The organism is Amycolatopsis sp., assembly GCF_035276945.1.
Classification (GTDB): domain Bacteria; phylum Actinomycetota; class Actinomycetes; order Mycobacteriales; family Pseudonocardiaceae; genus Amycolatopsis_E.
Genome location: NZ_DATELF010000185.1, coordinates 42,594 through 59,487 on the forward strand (window position 1 = coordinate 42,594; position 16,894 = coordinate 59,487).

Below are 16,894 nucleotides of genomic sequence, written 5' to 3' on the forward strand. Positions count from 1 at the left end.
ATCGATGGATTTCGCGGGCGCACGAACCGCGCATGTCGTCGGAGCGGGTATCGCGGGCCTGTCTTCGGCGATCGCGCTGGCCTGCCGCGGCTGGTCGGTGCGGGTGTTCGAGCGGAGCGCGGAACTGCGGGCCACCGGTGGCGGCATCGGCATCACCCCGAACGGGATGCACGCGCTCGACGAAATCGGCGTGGGCGACGCCGTGCGGGACCGCTCGGTCATCCAGCGCGAGGGCGGTGTGCGGGCGCCGAACGGACGGTGGATAGCCAGGACCCCCTTGCGGTTCGTCGAACAGCGGTACGGTGAGCCGATTCGCGCGCTGCCGCGGATCGAACTCGCGCGTGCGCTGGTGGCGGCTCTTCCCTCCGGCTCCATCCACTATGGATCGGACGCGGAAGTGCTCGCGACCGGCGACGCGGTCGACCCGGCGATGCTGCGGGTGAACGGGCGCCGTCTCGAATCGGGCCTGCTCGTCGGGGCGGACGGCATCCGGTCCGCGGTCCGGCGCGCGATGTACCCGGATCACCCCGGTCTGCGCTCCTGCGGCACGGTGAGCTGGCGGTGTGTGGTTCCGGCGGACGGGCTGACGCTGGCCGCTGCCGAGACCTGGGGGCGGGGACTGCGGTTCTCCATCCTGCCGATGCCGGGGGAGCGGGTGCATTTCTCGGCGCTCGCGCGGTCGCCGGTGCGCGGGGCTGACGGTCCTGGGCCGTTGTTCGGTGGCTGGCACGCACCCATCCCGGACCTGCTGGACCGGCTTTCGGCGGGGACCTTGTTCTTCGACGAGATCGAAGAGATCTGCCGTCCGGTCGAAGATTTCTCGATGGGCCGGACGGTACTCGTCGGAGACGCGGCGCATCCCATGACGCCGAACGTGGGCTCGGCGAACCTCGCTCTGGAGGACGCCGTCGAACTCGCCCACACCGTCGGAGGCCCGCTGAACTGGAACCGGTTGCGCGCCGGGCTCGGCCGCTACGACCGCCTCCGGCGCCCGCGCAGCATCCGGCTGAGCCGGATGTCGCGGTGGATGGGCCGGTTCGCCGAACTGTCCGCGCCGGCCGCCGTGGCCGCCCGCGACGGCGGAACGTGGCTCGGGGGCCTGCTGCCGGAAACGGTCGGCCGCCGCTCGATGGACGCGATGATGGGCTGGTCGCCGCCTTCGGCGCGGTGACCGGGGAAACCCGCGAAGAAGGGACGCCATGGAAACCAGGGACCTCGAATTCCTCATCGGCAAGAACATCATCGACAAGTACCGCTCCGACGCCGGCCGCCCGTCGGTTTTCGAATGGGTCGGCCGGGAGTGGAACCTGCTCGACGAGGTCTGGCCGCCCAGTTATTCACCCGGTGGCGAGCTGTTCGCCGATCTGATCCCGTTCGGTGAGATGTCCTCGTTTCTCGAAATGGGTTGCGGGGTGGGGATCATGTCGGTGCTGGCGGCGCTGGCCGGCTGCCCGTCGGTCCTCGCGCTGGACATCAACCCCGCCGCCGTGGAGAACACGATGCTCAACGCCGCGCGCCACGGGGTCGCCGCACGGATCACCGCACGGGAAAGCGACCTGTACTCCGCGGTGAAGCCGGGGGAGCGGTTCGACGGCATTTATTGGAATCCGCCTTTCCTGGACGCACCACCGGACGCCCTCGACTCGTCGATCTGGCACGAGACGATGTTCGACCCGGAATATGCTAAGCTGCGTCGTTTCCTGCGGGAGGGCCGGGAACTGCTCGCCCCGGACGGCCGGATCTATCTCTGGTTCGGCGAGGCGTTCGGCAATCCCACCTTGATCCGCGACCTGGCGGCGGAGACCGATCTCGACCTGAACGTCCTCAAGGACCTTCAACTGTCGGCCGTTCCCGAAGCGCTCGCCGACGCTTTTCCCGCATTCATGCTGGATGCCGCGCAGAGCACGGAATGGCATCTGCATTTGCTGGAGCTGAAGGCCCGATGACGCGGCCCGGAGAAAAGACCACGAAGAAAGGCCCGCTGCTATGACGGAAATGGTCCGGAGAGCGGCCAAGATCGCCGACGAGGTGCTGCTCCCCGCCGCGAGTGAGGTCGACCGGTCCGGGCGGATCCCCGCCGGGCATTTCGACCGTCTCGCCGAGGACGGGATGTACGGCCTCCTGGCGCCCGCCGAGGCCGGCGGGGCGGGGGCGGAGTTTCCGGACTTCCTCGAAGTCGTGGAGACCCTCGCCCGCGGTTGTGTGACGACGACCTTCACCTGGCTGCAGCACCACGGGGTGGTGATGGGGCTGTTGATGACGCCGAACGCGGCCCTGCGGGAGGAATACCTCGCACGAGCGGTGAGCGGGGATCTCCGCGGCGGCGGGGCGTTCTCGGGCGTCGTCTCTTCGCCTCCGCGTGTGCGGGCGACTCGCTCGGGCGACGGTTGGTCGATCAGCGGGCAGGTCCCGTTCGTCAGCGGCTGGGGTCTGGTCGACGTGCTGCACGTATCGGCCTTCGACGAGGACAGCGGGGACGTGGTCAACGGCCTCATCCCGGCACGGGAGGGAGCGGGCGTCGCCGCGGTCCACCCGCTCTCGCTGGTCGCCGCGCAGGCGAGCAACACGGTGCGGCTGGAGTTCCGGGAGCTGTACCTGCCCGACGAGAAGGTGACGACCCGCGTCAATCTCCAGGGCTATCTGGCCGGCCTGGTCCTGGGCCTGCGGGTGGACAGTTCGCTCGCGTTCGGCCTGATCGCGCGGGCGCTGACGCTGCTGGAGGAGGCGGGGCAGGCGGACGTGGCCGAGGCGTTGCGAGCCGAGGCCGCCGACCTGCGGGCCAAATTCGCCGCCGCGATGGCCGACCCCGCGCGGCTGCCGGCGATGCGGGCCGCCTGCTCTGCGCTGGCACACCGGGCCTGCACGGGCTACCTCGTCGTGATCGGCGGGCCCGCACTGATCGCCACCCACGAAGCCCAGCGGCTGGCCAGGGAGTCGCTGTTCACCCTCGTCGTGGCGAGCCGGCCGGAGGTGAAGACGGCAGTGCTGGGCCTGCTGACCGCTTCCGTCGGGGAAGGCGCGGCATGAACCGGGTCGAACTGGCCGACGGCCACCTCGCCTACGACGACACGGGGGACGGCCCCGCGGTGGTGTTCCTGCACGACGGAACGCTCGACCGGCGGGTGTGGCGCCAGCAGCTGGGCGCCTTCGACGGGTACCGGGTGCTCAACTTCGACGCCCGCGGCCACGGCGAGTCGTCCACCCCGGCGGAGCCCTACGGCCGGTGTGACGATGTGATCGCCCTGCTCGACCACCTCGGCTTGGACTCGGCCTACCTGGTCGGCCAGGCCATGGGCGGGACCAGCGCGCTCGATGCGGTCCTGGACCATCCGGACCGCGTCCGGGGCGTGGTCATCAGCGGCTGCGGCACCTCCGAGCAGTACTGGCAGAGCCCGTTCCTGGTCGATCTGCTCAAGCGGCAGATGGAGGCGGCGTTTCAGGGGGACACCGACGGTTACCTCGAAACCTACCTGCGCATGTGGGTCGACGGACCGGTGCGGGAGCCGCACGAGGTCGACCTTTCGGTGCGTGAGCGGTGCCGGGAAATGGCGCTCAACACAGCACTCCGGCACGCCCGGCCGAACCCGGTGTTGCCGGGCAGGGCCGCCGACACCTGGGCGCGGCTGTCCGGCGTCGAAACGCCACTGCTCGCCATCGTCGGTGAGCTCGACTGCACCGATGTGCGGGAAATGATCGAGCGGGTCGTGGCCAGCGTCGGGAAGGCACAGCTCGAAGTGATCGAGGGTGCCGGGCACATGGTCAACATGGAGCGGCCCGGCAGGTTCAACCAAGCGGTCCGGCAGTTCCTCGACGGCCTGTCCGGCGGATCCGAGTAGGAAACTTGTGGACATCCAGTCTTTTACCCTGCCGTTCGAGCGGCGATCGCCGTACCACCCGCCGGCGGACTACGCCGAGCTGCGCCGCGAGTCGCCGGTCGTGCGGACGATCACGGCTTCCGGTGAACCCGCCTGGGTGGTGATTGGCGCCGACATCGCCCAGCAGGTGTTGTCGGACCGGCGGTTCGGCGTGGCGAAACCGGGCGTCCCCACGGACAAGGAATCGTTGCTCTGCGACGGGGATGCCCACGCGCGGCTGCGCCGGGTCATCTCCCGCGGTTTCGGTGCCCGGGCGATGGAAAGCCTGCGGCCGCGGGTCGACGAGATGGCCGATCGCTTCGTGGTGGAACTGTTCGAGGCCGGGCCGCCGGCCGACCTCGTGTCGAAACTCGCCCGCCCGCTGACCCTGGCCGTGATCACCGAAATGCTGGGCGTGCCGGTGGACGACCGGGCCCGGTTCTACAAGTGGGCGGAAGCGGTGTCCGTGCTCATCGCCGAAACCGACGCGGGCTATGTGGAGACGTGGATGGAGCTCGCCGGATTCCTCGGCGAGCTGATCGTCGCCAAGCGTGCGAACCCCGGCGACGACCTGCTCAGCGCGCTCGTCGCGGTCCGCGACGCCGACGACGGTACGCTCAATGACCGGGAACTGCTGCTGGCCGCCGCCGCGCTGCTTTCCGGCGGTCAGCTGACCACGGCCAACGCCCTGTCGATCGGGGTGGTCAAGCTGATCCAGACCGGCGGTCTGGCTGGATTCGCCGGCGGTGAGGGCGTGGCCGTGGCCGTGGAAGAGATGCTGCGCCACCAGGCGGGTATCAGCGGGGAGGCGTTCCCCCGGTGGGCACAGACGGATCTCGAGCTGGCCGGTCAGTGCGTCGCCGCGGGCGACATGGTGATCGTGCGGCTCGAAGCGGCGAACCGTGATCCCGCCCGGTTCCCCGATCCCGACCGCTTCGACCCGGGTCGTGCCCCGGTTCCGCATCTGAAGTTCGGGCACGGTCCCCACCGGTGCATCGGCGCGGCCGTCGCCCGGATGGAACTCGCCGCGGCGATCACGGCGCTGGCGAACCGGGTCCCGGAGCTGGCCATGACCTGCCACCCCGACGAGATCTCCTGGACCGACCATCCGCTCGACAGCGGGCCCGCCGCCGTGCCGGTCACCTGGTGAGCGGGAAAACCCACCGGAATTCACACAGAGGAAAAGGCCGATGGCAGCATCGCGATCGCAGGTTTGGCTGGTACAGCAGGGAATCTGGGCCATGGCGCTGGAATCGATGCCACTGGCCTCCGGGTATCTGAAGGCGACTGCGCTGCAGGACGAGCGCATCGCGGCGAACGCCGACATCAGGATCCACAATTTCGACGGCGGCTGCACCCTCTTCGGCATGGCCAACGAGCTTTTCCGCGACGGCGTGCCCGACGTGATCGCCTTTTCCGTGCTCGGCTGGAACTACCGGGAGTTCGCGGCACTGGCCGAGACGTTCAAGCAGATCAACCCGCGGGGATGGGTGGTGTTCGGCGGCAACCACGTTTCCCAGCAGGCTCACCGGGTGTTCGCGATGTATCCCTTCGTCGACGTCGTGGTCAACGGCGAGGGCGAGTTCACCTTCCGTGATCTGTTGCTGGCCCGGCTCGACGACTGTTCTCCCCGCGACCTGGGACACATCGCCGGGATCTCGTTCCAGGACGGTTCGGGCACGCCGGTCACCACCGAGGACCGCCCCCGCATCGACGACCTCGACTCGATTCCCTCGCCGTTTCTCACCGGCGCCATCCCGATGACCGACGAGAACGGCGTCTTCCCGTACGATGTGGCGCTGCTCGAGACGAACCGGGGCTGCCCGTACAAGTGCTCGTTCTGCTACTGGGGCGGCGCGGTGGGCCAGCGTGTCCGGGCCTTTTCGCGCGAGCGGTTGCGCCAGGAGATCGAACTCTTCGCCCGGCACAAGGTGCACACGCTGGTGCTGTGCGACGCGAACTTCGGCATGATGCGCGCCGACCTGGAGTTCGTCCAGGACGTGATCGACGTCCGCACCGAGTACGGTTTTCCCCGCAGCATCGAAACGTCCTGGGCGAAGAACAAGTCCAAGGTCTTCTACGAAATCGTCCGGGCGATGAAGGAAGCCGGGCTGCACAGTTCCTTCACCCTCGCCCTGCAGACCCTGGACGAGGACACGCTCGATCTGATGAACCGGCGCAACATGAAGGTCAACGACTGGGAGGGTTTGGCCGAGTGGCTCACCCGGGAGGGCCTCGACTGTTACGCCGAACTGATCTGGGGCGCCCCGGGTGAGACGATCGAATCGTTCATGAAGGGGTACGACCGCCTCGCCAGCCACGTTTCCCGGGTGGCGGTCTATCCGATGCTGATCCTGCCCAACACGACCTACCACCAGGACCGGGACCGGTTCGGTCTGGTCACCGTGCGCGGGAACACCGACGACTTCGAGTACCTGCTTTCGCACGACACGATGTCCTCCCGGGACAACCAGTACATGCACCGCTTCATCTTCGTGTCCAGGCTGATCGCCGAGAACCCCGTCTTCCGGAACCTCTGGGCGCCGCTGCGGACGCTGGGCGGGATCACGCAGTCGGAACTGATCCGGTCCTTGATGGACTGGTTCGACAACGATCGGCACGCGGCCACCGAGCCGTTCCGCACCGGGATGGTCAACTCGTTCACGGATTCCGACGTGCTCGCCCCGGTGCTCACCTACGTCTACGGCAGCGACGAAGCCAAGGACGTGTTGCGGCGCTGGTGGACCGAGTCGGTCCTGCCGTCGGTGCCCGCGGCCGTACGGTCGATTCTGGACACCGTGTTCGAATACGATCTGCTGACCCTGCCCGCGTACACGGTTCCAGGGCAATCACCCTCGACCCGCTACGCGAACGAAACCTTCCCACAGGTCGAGGTCGACGGCGAGTCGTACTACGTGTGGCGAGACCTGCGGCTGGCCTGCGACGTGCCCGCGCTGGTACTGGCACTGAGGCGGGAGGAGCCGTACGAGCACATGATGGGGGAGGTTGTCACGTCCGTCTACTACAAGACCGGCGCCAACAATTTCCTGCCCTCCACCAACCACGAGGAAATTCTCTACTACATGGGCCGGCTCGAGCGGCAACTGCTGGGCAAGTGAGCTTCTTGGGAAGCCAGGAGGGAAACAACCATGGGTCAGCTGACAACAGGTTTGCGGGGTGTGCGGACCGGCGTGGTCGGGCCCGCCGTGGAGCTCGCGGTCCTCGTCGAGAAGGTCGCGGCCGGGCTGGGGACGCGCTGGCACGAAAAGTCCAGCCGGCTGGACTTGATGTGCTCCCACGCGCTCACGCCCCCGGGGAAACTGTTCCGTCCGATCCTGCTCCTGGAGTCCGCGCTCGCGGTCGGCGGGGACGTCGACGCGGTGCTCCCCGCGGCGATCGGCGCGGAATGCGGCCATGTGGCCAGCCTGGTCCACGACGACATCATCGACGACGACGAACTGCGGCGGGGGCGGCCTTCGGTCCAGCACAAGTACGGTGTGGACAACGCGATCGTGGCCGGTGACGCGCTGATCTTCGATCTCTTCGCCAGCCTCGCCGAATGCCGGACCACCGGCGCGCCCGCCGACCGGATCGTCGCGGCGTTCGACGTCGTCGCGCGGTGCGGTATCGACCTGTGTCGCGGGCAGAGCCTGGAATCGGAACTGTGTGAACGAATGGACTTCGGCATCGACGCTTACCTGACGATGGTGAAACTGAAGACGGCCGCCCTGTTCCGCGGCGCCTGTGAGTGCGGTGCGCTGCTGGCGGGCGGTGACGAGGTCATGGTCGCGGCGCTGGGCACCTACGCCGAAAGTCTCGGTGTCGCGTTCCAGATCCACGACGACCTGCTGTCCTACACCCGCAGCACCGAACGCATGGGTAAGCCGGACACCAGTGACGTCCGGAACGGCAGGCCGACGCTGCCGGTGATCCTCGCGTACGAGTCGGTGGACGCGACCGCCCGTCACCTGATCAAGCAAGCCCTGTACGGCGAAGGCGATCCGGTCGCGCGGCGGGACCAACTCGTCGAGATCCTGACGCGGACCGGTGCGGTGGCCGCCGCGAGCGGGCACGCGCGGCGGTACACGGAGAAGTCGATCGCCGCGCTGGAGGTGCTGCCGCCCAGCCCCAGCCGCGACCGCCTGCGCGGTTTCGCGGAGGCCGCGGTCGATCGCGACCGGTAACCGGTCTTCACACGTACCGGTCGAGCAGGGTTTCGGGGTAGCTCCAGTCGAACCCGAACGGGCCCACGTCGACAAGCCGCCGGAGCCGGGCGATCGAAGCGGGCGAGCCAGGGGGCTCGGCGCCGGCGGGAACCCGCCGGGCGTTCAGCCGTAGCCGGCGTTCGATGCCGGCGACGATCGAGGCGACCGGCCAGGCGACGCCGGAACCGACGTTGACCGTCTCGCCGGTCACCCCCAGGTCCAGCAGCCGGTCGAGGATGGCCACGACGTGCCGCACGTCGATCAGGTCGCGCCGGGCACCCGTACGCAATCGCACCTCACCGGAACGGACCTGGGCGACCAGGGTGGGAAGGAGTTGGTGCGGGCGCTGCCCGTGGCCGACCACGTGGGTCAGGCGCGTGATGAGCGCGGGCACTCCGGAGTCGCGGATCATGTTCTCCAGGCGGAGCTTGTGCCTGCCGTAGTCGGAGGCGGGGGCCACGGGGCAGTGCTCGGAGCCGGAAGCGGAAGCGGAATACATCGCTCTGGAGGCGGTCGAGAAGAACACGACGAGCCGTCCCCTGGCCGCGTGCAGCGTTTCGCGGACGAGGTGTGCTTCCCGCTCGAAGGCGTCCGGCGACTCGACCACGGTGCTGGACACGCCGGCCGCGACCACGACCACGGACGGATGCCGTGGGGCGATCGGGCGCAGGTGGGCCGCGAGGAATCCGCGGCCGATCACCTCCATTGAGGGCGTTCCCGGGCTCATTTCCACGCCGACCGCAGGCACGCGATGAGGGTTCGCGCCTGGACGTTCACGTAGTGGCTGTGCCTGAGCAGGCCGCTGAGCTGGTACAGCGTCATCCAGCGGTAGTCGGGCGGCTCGGCGGGGATCGCCTCGTCGTCCACCTCGACGACCAGGTACCGGCTCCGTGCCCGGTAGAACCGGCCACCCTCCTCCGACAGGACCGTGTCGAAGCGGATCTCCTCCGCCTTCGCGCCGAGCACCAGGTCGAGGAAGAGGGGCCGGTCCGCCCGGCGGAGGTGCCGGTAGTTGCCGGGCGTGCACTGCACGGTGGGCGCGAGTTCGACGATGTCGAGGTAACCCGGCTCGACCCGTGCGTTGACCAGGACGTGCAGCACCCCGTCGATCCGCTTCGCCAGGAACGCCACGATGCCTTCCTCGTGCGGGTGAAGGAGCGGCTGAGCCCAGCGCCGGACCTCGCGCCCGGCCACCTCGACGTCCACCGCGATCACCCGGAAGAAGACGCCGAGTTCGTGGGCGATCTCGTGCCGTGACCGGTGCCAGCCGGTCACCTCCCGCAGCGGGATCAGGCGCGTGTGGATTTCGTGCCGGGACTGGCTGCCCGTGATCCAGCTGCCGATTTCGCCGGTGGCATGGGCGCTGCCGAGCGTGCCGGACAGCGACTGGTAGGTGGCGTCGCCCCACGGGGTGGAGGCCGCCCCGTCGAGGTCCCGTAGCCCGCGGCCGGCGAGGGGGAAGCACGACAGCACGGTGCGCGCGTCCATGTTGACCAGGTTGTCGTGGGTCAGCAGGGCGTTCACCTGGCCGATGGTGAGCCAGCAGAAGTCTTCGCCGACCTCGATGTCGCCGTCGGCCTCGACGATCATGTTCCGGTTGCGCTTGCGGAAGAACCACGATCCCTGCTCGGACTGCAGTACGTCCGCCATCACCCGTGCGGGTGGTGGGTTGCGGAAGAAGTCCAGGTACGGCACGGCCCGGCCACCGTGCACCCGGCTGTAGTTGCTCTTGGTCGCCTGCACGGTGGGGGAGAGCTGGACGTCACCCACGTTGCCGGGCTCGGCCTTGGCCTGCATCAGGCAGTGCAGCACCCCGTCGAACTCCTTCACCAGGATCCCGAGGATGCCGATCTCGGGCTGGTTGATGATGGGCTGGGTCCAGGCGGGGACGGGACCGTAGTCGCTGACCGCCGTCAGCCCCTCCACGGAGAAGAACCGCCCGCTGTCGTGGACCAGGTTTCCGGTCTCCGCGGCGAAACGCCATTCCCGCAGCTCGCCGAAGGGGATCCGGCGCACCCGCTGGTTCACCCGGTCGACGCACCGGGTGAACCACGAGGCGAAACCGTCGGTACTGACGACTGTGCCCTGGGTGGTCTGGGCCGAGCGGGCGATCCGGTGGGATATCTCGTCGTCGACGTCCGGTGGTTGGAGCGCGGAACCGGCGTTACCCACCGCGGTTCACCTCCAGCATCGCTTCGACCGCCGTGACCACCGAGGCCGCCCCGTCCTCCTGGGCGACCCGCCGCGCGAGCTCGGTCGCCCGGCGCCCGTATGAGGGGTCGGAGACAGCGGCGCGAACGGCGTCGGCAAGCCGGGGCGCGGTGAGTCCGGTCAGCGGGATCGGCGCCGGGGAGACGCCGAGCGCGGCCAGCCGCCCCGCCCAGAACGGCTGGTCCAGCCATACCGGGACGGGCACGGCGGGCACACCCGCGCGGATGCCCGCCGCCGTGGTGCCGACCCCGGCGTGGTGGACGACCGCCGCCATCCGGGGGAACAACCATTCGTACGGAACCTCCCCGATGGAGAGCAGGTCGTCACCGTCGAGAGTGGACAGATCGGCCCAGCCGGCCTGGACGACACCGCGTACGCCCGCCGCGCGCAAGGCCTTCCCGGCGATGCCGGCGAGCCGTTCGCCCTCGCCACTGGCGTGGCTGCCGAAACCGACGAAGACCGGCGGCGGACCGGAATCGAGGAAGTCCACCAGCCGTGGGCTCGGCTCCCAGCCCTGGTCGGCGTAGGGCCACCAGTAGCCGACGACCTCGACACCGTCCCGCCAGTCTGCGGGCCTGGGTACCACCGAGGGACTGAAACCGCAGTAGATCGGCCACCGCTGCCGTTCGTGCTTCAGCCGTACGGCCCGGTGCCCGGTGGCCGGCAGGCCCGCGCCGGCGCGCAGGTCGCGCACCGCCCGCGAGTAGAGCGGGTCCGTCGCGCTGTCGAGAAGGGCGCCCAGCGCGCGGTTGACCGCCGGGCCCATCGTCCGGATGCCGGCCATGATCGGTGGGAAGGCGGCGGTCGGGAGCACCGGCCCCCAGTACACGCCCATGCTCGGCACCCCGGTCGCTTCGGCCGCGTGGTGGCCGAAGGCCGAAACGGAGTTCGACAGCAGCAGCAGGTCGGTGTCGTCGCCGACCGCGGCGAGCACGCCGTCGGCGACACCGCGCATGCCCTCGACAAGTTCGGCGAAAACGTTCCGTTTGGGTGGCCGGGGTGGCCACGACACCAGTTTCCGGACCGAGGATCCGCCGTTCGCCCAGCGCTGGAAGGCTTTCGACTCGAACAGTTCCCGGGGATCGCCGGGAATCTCCCGGAACTCGAAACCCGCCCCGGTCACCAGGTCGGCGAAGCGGGCGTGGGTGGCGATCGCGACCTTGTGGCCGGCGGCCCGCAGTCGGTCACCGAGACCGGTGTAGGGGGCGACGTCGCCCCGGGTGCCCGCGGTCGCGATCACAATCGTCATCGCCGGCTTCTCCTGATCGGTTGTAGGGATGCGGGGTCAGCGCAGGAAGCCGCGCCGCGCGCGCCAACCCGCCGCGATGTCGTCCTCGAGCTGCCGTAGCCGGGCTGTCACGACCTGATCGAAACCGTCCATGAAGTACTCATCGCCGGCGACCGGCTCGACCTGCCGACGTTCGGTGACGAACCGGTCGATTACTTCACCGAGACTCCTCGACGCGGTGACACGACCGGCGATGTACCGCTCGGCCCCGGTGAGCCCGGGAAAACCGGCTTCCCGGTACAGGTAGACGTCACCGTGCAGGTCCACCTGGACGGCGACCTGGGGATGCGCACCCGGCCGCATCTCTTCGTGCCCGACTCGCGGCAGCCGGACGTTCGCGCCCAGGCGCAGGGCGTGCAGCGCATAGCCGTAGTCGACGCGCAACGTGGGTGTCAGCTGCCGCACGCGTTCGTCGAACGTCGCGAGCGCGGCCCGCATCTCGTCGCGCTCGTCGGCGGTGATCGCCCCGTCCGGCCGGCCGCTGTAGTCCTCGCGCAGGGTGACGAACTCGACCGGCCGGTCCGGTGCCGCGGCGTTGAGCCGGGCGACGAAGTCGGCGAGCTGGGGCAGCCGCCCGACCCGGCCAGGCAGCACGATGTAGTTCAGGCCCAGTTGGATCGGGTGGGCGTGGTCGAGGCGAAGGCGCTGGAACCGCAGGAGATTCCGTTCGACCCGGCTGAACGCCCCCGGTTTGCCCGTCGTGGCGCGATACTCCTCGTCGTCCAGCCCATACAGCGAGGTCCGGAGCGCGTGCAGCTGCCAGATCCCAGGCTGTCGCGCCAGCGTCGCCTCCGTCAGCGCGAAAGAATTGGTGTAGAGCGTCAAATTGAAGCCACGGGCGGCCGCCCGGCTGATCAGCTCGCCCAGACCGGGATTCGTCAGCGGTTCGAGTCCGCCCGAGATGTACATACCGAACGGGTTCGCGGACGGCGGTTCGTCGACGATTTTCGCGAACAGGGCGTTGCCGCCGTCGATCAGTTCGTGCTGGTACCGGGCGCCGGTGACGCGGACGCAGAAATGGCACCGGAACATGCAGGTCGGCCCGGGGTAGATGCCGACAAGACGGGGAAACGCCGGGTTGCCCGCCAGAACCGGGTCGAGCACGCCCGCCCGCTCCAGCGGAAGGATCGTGTTGGACCAGTATTTTCCGGCGGGCCCGCGCAGCACGGCCGTGCGTAACTGCGGCAGCCCGGCGAAAACGATGAGCAGGTGCTCCAGGCGCGCCCGGTCGACGCCGAGTTCCGCCCTGGCTGTCTCCAGAGGCAAGAACGGTTCGTTTCCGTACGTCGTGGCCAGCCACACGAGCTCGTGGGCGAGTCGTGCCGCGTCACCGGTGCGGAGGAGCGGGGCCAGCGCGGTCACCGCCTCCGCCCGGTCGAACCCGGGTAAAGCACATCCCTCGACGGCCTCGATGGCTTGCCGGCCGAGTGCCGCCGGGGTGGCCGTGACGCGGGAAGTCATTCCGGCACCTCCCGCGTTCCCGCCTCACCGCGCCGTGCACGCCACCGGTGGGTCACTTCGGCGCCGTGGTTCACGGCCATGGTCACCACGTCGCAGATCCGGCGGATGTCCTCCCGGGTGACGCTGGGGCCGGTCGGCAGGGCCAGCACCCGGTCCGCGATCCGTTCGGTGTGCGGCAGCGTACCGGCCGGCTCACCGCGGAACGGCGGCATCTCGTGACAACCCGGCGCGAAGTACCGCTGTGCCATCACGTTCTCCGCCCGGAGCACGTCGAGCAGCACGTCCCGGTGCAGCCTGGTGATTTTTCCGTCCAGCTCCAGCACGAGATAGTGGAAGTTGTTGCGTTCCTGCCGGTCGTAGCCGATCACGCGGACTCCGGGCAGCCCGGCGAGCTCGGCGCGGTAGAGGTCGTAGTTCGCTTCGTTGTGCGCCACCGAATCGGCGAACGTGTCCAGTGACGTCAGGCCCATCGCGGCCGCGACCTCGGCCATCTTGCCGTTGGTGCCCACCGAGTCCGCCGTGCCCGGACTGGCGAAGCCGAAGTTGTGCATCCGCCGGATCCGCGCCGCCAGCTCACCGTCGTCGGTGACGACGGCGCCGCCCTCGAACGAGTTCACCACCTTGGTGGCGTGGAAACTGAACACCTCGGCCACGCCGAAGCCCCCGATCGGCCGCCCGCCCGTGGTGACGCCGAGCGCGTGCGCGGCGTCGTAGAGCAGCACGAGGCCGTTGGCGGCGGCGATCTTGTCCAGCTCGTCGACCGCGCACGGCCGTCCCCACAGGTGAACCCCGATGATCGCGCTCGTTCGCGGCGTCAGTGCGGCCTCGACCCGCGCCGGGTCGAGACACGCGGTCGCCGGGTCGACGTCGCAGAACACTACGTCGAGCCCGATCCAGCGCATGGCCTGTGGCGTCGCGGCGAAGGTCAGCGAGGGCATGAGCACCTCACCGGTCAGCCCGCACGCCCTGGCCAGCAACTGGAGGGCCACCGTCGCGTTGCAGGTGGCCACGCAGTGGCGAACACCGGCCAGTTCGGCGACGCGTCCCTCGAACTCGCGGGTGAGTGGCCCGCCGTTGGTCAGCCAGCGGTTGTTCAGCACCCAGTCGAGCCGGTCGAGGAACCGCGCGCGGTCACCCACGTTCGGCCTGCCCACGAACACCTTCTGCAGGAAGGCGGCGGATCCGCCGAAATAGGCGAGTTCGGACACTCCGCGTTTCATGGCTTCAGTAGATGCCTTCCGGTGTTTCGCGTGAGGCCTGCAGGGGACGGACGTTGGCCACCCCGTCGGCCGGCCAGCGGCCGCCCGTGTCGTACCGCACGGCCTGGTCGCGCTCCAGGATGTTGGGCAGGAACAGGTGGTCGTAGAGGGCGGTCAGCATGACCCGGCCCACTCGCCCGTAGCCGACGGGGCGAAACCGCCCGCCGGTCGCCGAATCCGGCGTGTTTTCCACCACCGTCATCGTGACCTGGGGGAAGTTCGGCACGTACGGCAGGGTCCGGCCGTCGTCCGGGACGGGCCACCCGGCCGCGTTGCCGAACGTGTTGCCGTAGGACCGCCCGATCGGCGCCTCGCCCAGGGCTTCGCGGAACTGACGGTACATGGCCGGGCTGATCTGCGTGCCGCTCAACCGCACGCCGCCGAGTCGGCCGACCAGCTCGGGACACTCCCGCAGGAGCACACGCAGCAACGCGGGCGTGGTGTTGAGGTAGTCGACCGGCTGGGTGCGCAGCACCCCCGCCACCTGAGCCACGACGTGCGCCGAGTATTCCTGCGCGTCGGCCAGGCGGCCGTCGCGGACGAGCCGTTTCACCCACCGCGGATCCATGTCCACTGTGTACACCCGGGCGGCGAACAGGTCGGTGAGTTCCCAGATACCGCTGCCGCCGATGAGATGCGGCCCGGTCGGAGTCGCCTGAAGCCAGCTGCGGTGGGACCGGAACCCCTCGGTCTCGAACGACCATCGGCGCCAGATTCCGCGGTAGAGCAGCATTTCCGGGGTGTAGAAGACCCGGCAGGGGTCACCGGTGGTGCCTCCGGATTCCCATACCCGCCCGATCAGCGGCCGGGGCACGTCCTGGGGCACGAGCTCGGCGGGATCGAGCGTCCGGAGTTCGTGCAGCGGGAACGGGCCGAAGGCGGCGAGTTCGGAGTACCGCGTCACGTCACGCGGTTCGAAGCCGAGTTCCGCCCGGCGCCGGAGCCAGTACGGTGCGCCTTGCTCGGGATCGAAGTGCCGCCGGACGACCTGTCTGGTCCACGCGTCGAGGTCGACTTCGAGCCACTCCTCCGGGCTGCGGCGGTCGTGCGTCAGGGTGCCGGTCATGGCCGCTTCACCGGCAGGGGGTCGATCCCGATGTCCATGATGGACTCCAGCGCGATGGTCAGGTCGTCGGTGGTCTCGACGTGCACGACCGGGAACGGCCAGTGCACGAACCGGTCGGCCGGGGCGGGCCCGAGCACGAGCCCGAGTTCGGTACCGGTTCGTTGGAGCCCGTCTTGCAGGTGAACGGCGCTGACCGGGCTGGTGATGATCCGCCGGAACACGTCCTTGATCTCGCCCGCCGTCGTCAGCACCTTGGCTTCCAAGCACGAACTGACCGGGATACGGGGATCGGAGAACGGCATCGCCGCGATGTGGGGGGCGAGAAAGTCGGCCAGCGGCTGCTGCAAGGGGCTGTGCGGCGCGTCGTCGCGATCCCCGATGATGTTGACCGTTTCCCCGGGCAGTTCGGCGGCGAGCGCTTCGAGCGCGTCGCGGTAGCCGGAGATCACCCCGAGCCGCCCGTTTTCGGTCGCGAGTGGACCCATGTCCACCGCGGGATACAGGCCGGGCCGGTCGCGGCAGAGCTCGCCCAGCCGCATCTGGGGCTCGAGCAGCATCAGCGCGATGCCCTGCCGGCGTTCGCCGGGGTCCGGGTCCGGCATCTCCCGGCGCCGGAGCAGCAGCGACAGCAGGTCGGACCGTTCGACGGCGCCGGACAGGGCCGCACCGATGAAGGAACCGAGGCTCAGCCCGCCCACCGCCGATGGTTCGATGCCGTGGTCGCGCAGCACGTCGGCGATCGCGAAGACGAGCGCCGCCTGGCGGTACTGCCCGAGTCCGTTGAGGGAGTCGGCCGCCGACAGCGGAACGCCGATCAGCTCCCGCGGGTCCACGCCGGTCCACGTCGCCATCTCGGCGAAGCTATTCCGGACCCGTGAGTACTTTTCGTAAAGGTCCAGACCGAGCCCCGATCCGTCGTTGAGCCCGCCCAGGACGTAAGCCAGCGTCATGTCGCGCGGCTCTCCCTTCTGTTGCCGGAACCGCCGCCGGGTGACCGCGCGGCGCCTTCCGCGATCTGCCCGCGGACCAGGATCGGACCGGCGAAGGCCATCATCTGGTGGCGGAGGACGATGGTGGCCTCTCCCCGCGACGAGTCTTCACCGGCGGCGTATCTGCTGGCCGGAATCGCTTCCAGCAGGCCGAACACCATGACCGCGGCGCCGATGCCGAGGCTCACCGCGCCGTTGGAGACTTCCGGCGACGCCTGGACGATCTGACAGAGCACGTAGAACAACACCGTGCCACCACCCCAGAACAGCACGTCGCGGGTCAGCCCGAGCAGAATGGCGGCATTCGTCATGGGCTTGCCCTCCCGCTCCCGTTTCGGTGCGCGGCCCCCGGCCATCCACCTGGCCACGCGCCGGAACGGTGTGCGGCGGATCCGGAGCGCGACGCCGAGCCACACCACCGAGATTACCAGGCCCATGACGAACGAGGCCGCCACCGATTCTTCGGGAACCAGCAGACCGGGCCAGGAGGAAATCACCATGATGAGCCCGATCAGTATCCAGCACGAGCCTTCGTACCGTAAATACGTCGCGTAACGCATG

General features: G+C 69.3%; 15 protein-coding genes. 7 read left to right on the top strand and 8 right to left on the bottom strand.

Annotation, left to right across the window (positions count from 1 at the left end; genetic code table 11):
* Positions 1 to 4 precede the first annotated feature (4 nt).
* The 7 genes from VJT49_RS34385 to VJT49_RS34415 are packed head-to-tail and all read left to right on the top strand — an operon-like array spanning position 5 to position 8,038.
* Positions 5 to 1,171 (top strand): FAD-dependent oxidoreductase, encoded by a 1,167-nt coding sequence (locus VJT49_RS34385; protein ID WP_324169167.1) that lies wholly within the window; start codon positions 5 to 7, stop codon positions 1,169 to 1,171.
* 28 nt (positions 1,172 to 1,199) lie between these two features.
* Complete coding sequence (locus tag VJT49_RS34390) at positions 1,200 to 1,946, top strand: methyltransferase (protein WP_324169168.1); 747 nt, start codon at positions 1,200 to 1,202, stop codon at positions 1,944 to 1,946.
* Positions 1,947 to 1,986: 40 nt separating this feature from the next.
* Positions 1,987 to 3,027 (top strand): acyl-CoA dehydrogenase family protein, encoded by a 1,041-nt coding sequence (locus tag VJT49_RS34395; RefSeq protein ID WP_324169169.1) that lies wholly within the window; start codon positions 1,987 to 1,989, stop codon positions 3,025 to 3,027.
* The gene (locus VJT49_RS34400) at positions 3,024 to 3,836 is read left to right on the top strand and encodes an alpha/beta hydrolase (protein ID WP_324169170.1); all 813 of its coding nucleotides are present in this window, start codon (positions 3,024 to 3,026) and stop codon (positions 3,834 to 3,836) included. The genes VJT49_RS34395 and VJT49_RS34400 overlap by 4 nt, the downstream gene beginning before the upstream one ends.
* A gap of 7 nt (positions 3,837 to 3,843) precedes the next feature.
* Positions 3,844 to 5,004 (top strand): cytochrome P450, encoded by a 1,161-nt coding sequence (locus VJT49_RS34405; protein ID WP_324169171.1) that lies wholly within the window; start codon positions 3,844 to 3,846, stop codon positions 5,002 to 5,004.
* 40 nt (positions 5,005 to 5,044) lie between these two features.
* Positions 5,045 to 6,973: a KedN5 family methylcobalamin-dependent radical SAM C-methyltransferase gene (locus VJT49_RS34410; RefSeq protein WP_324169172.1), complete on the top strand. Its 1,929-nt coding sequence runs from the start codon at positions 5,045 to 5,047 to the stop codon at positions 6,971 to 6,973.
* 30 nt (positions 6,974 to 7,003) lie between these two features.
* Positions 7,004 to 8,038 (top strand): polyprenyl synthetase family protein, encoded by a 1,035-nt coding sequence (locus VJT49_RS34415; RefSeq protein ID WP_324169173.1) that lies wholly within the window; start codon positions 7,004 to 7,006, stop codon positions 8,036 to 8,038.
* 7 nt (positions 8,039 to 8,045) lie between these two features.
* Here the strand turns inward: VJT49_RS34415 and VJT49_RS34420 are convergent, their stop codons facing one another.
* Genes VJT49_RS34420 through VJT49_RS34455 form a run of 8 tightly spaced genes read right to left on the bottom strand, consistent with a single transcriptional unit; the run spans position 8,046 to position 16,893 of the window.
* A complete protein-coding gene (locus VJT49_RS34420) occupies positions 8,046 to 8,807 on the bottom strand; it encodes an NAD-dependent epimerase/dehydratase family protein (protein ID WP_324169174.1) in 762 nt (253 codons plus the stop codon).
* A complete protein-coding gene (locus VJT49_RS34425; protein WP_324169175.1) occupies positions 8,783 to 10,231 on the bottom strand; it encodes an NDP-hexose 2,3-dehydratase family protein in 1,449 nt (482 codons plus the stop codon). The genes VJT49_RS34420 and VJT49_RS34425 overlap by 25 nt, the downstream gene beginning before the upstream one ends.
* The gene (locus tag VJT49_RS34430; RefSeq protein WP_324169176.1) at positions 10,224 to 11,519 is read right to left on the bottom strand and encodes a glycosyltransferase; all 1,296 of its coding nucleotides are present in this window, start codon (positions 11,517 to 11,519) and stop codon (positions 10,224 to 10,226) included. Before VJT49_RS34430 ends, VJT49_RS34425 begins: the two co-directional genes overlap by 8 nt.
* 36 nt (positions 11,520 to 11,555) lie before the next feature.
* Positions 11,556 to 13,019, bottom strand: a complete 1,464-nt coding sequence (desII, locus tag VJT49_RS34435; RefSeq protein WP_324169177.1) for a dTDP-4-amino-4,6-dideoxy-D-glucose ammonia-lyase — start codon at positions 13,017 to 13,019, stop codon at positions 11,556 to 11,558.
* Positions 13,016 to 14,239: a dTDP-4-dehydro-6-deoxyglucose aminotransferase gene (locus VJT49_RS34440; protein ID WP_324169178.1), complete on the bottom strand. Its 1,224-nt coding sequence runs from the start codon at positions 14,237 to 14,239 to the stop codon at positions 13,016 to 13,018. Before VJT49_RS34440 ends, desII begins: the two co-directional genes overlap by 4 nt.
* Before the next feature lie 4 nt (positions 14,240 to 14,243).
* Positions 14,244 to 15,344: a hypothetical protein gene (locus VJT49_RS34445; RefSeq protein ID WP_324169179.1), complete on the bottom strand. Its 1,101-nt coding sequence runs from the start codon at positions 15,342 to 15,344 to the stop codon at positions 14,244 to 14,246.
* Positions 15,341 to 16,294 (bottom strand): hypothetical protein, encoded by a 954-nt coding sequence (locus tag VJT49_RS34450; protein ID WP_324169180.1) that lies wholly within the window; start codon positions 16,292 to 16,294, stop codon positions 15,341 to 15,343. The genes VJT49_RS34445 and VJT49_RS34450 overlap by 4 nt, the downstream gene beginning before the upstream one ends.
* On the bottom strand, positions 16,291 to 16,893 hold the full coding sequence (locus VJT49_RS34455) for a hypothetical protein (protein WP_324169181.1): 603 nt from the start codon (positions 16,891 to 16,893) through the stop codon (positions 16,291 to 16,293). The genes VJT49_RS34450 and VJT49_RS34455 overlap by 4 nt, the downstream gene beginning before the upstream one ends.
* Position 16,894: the final 1 nt, after the last annotated feature.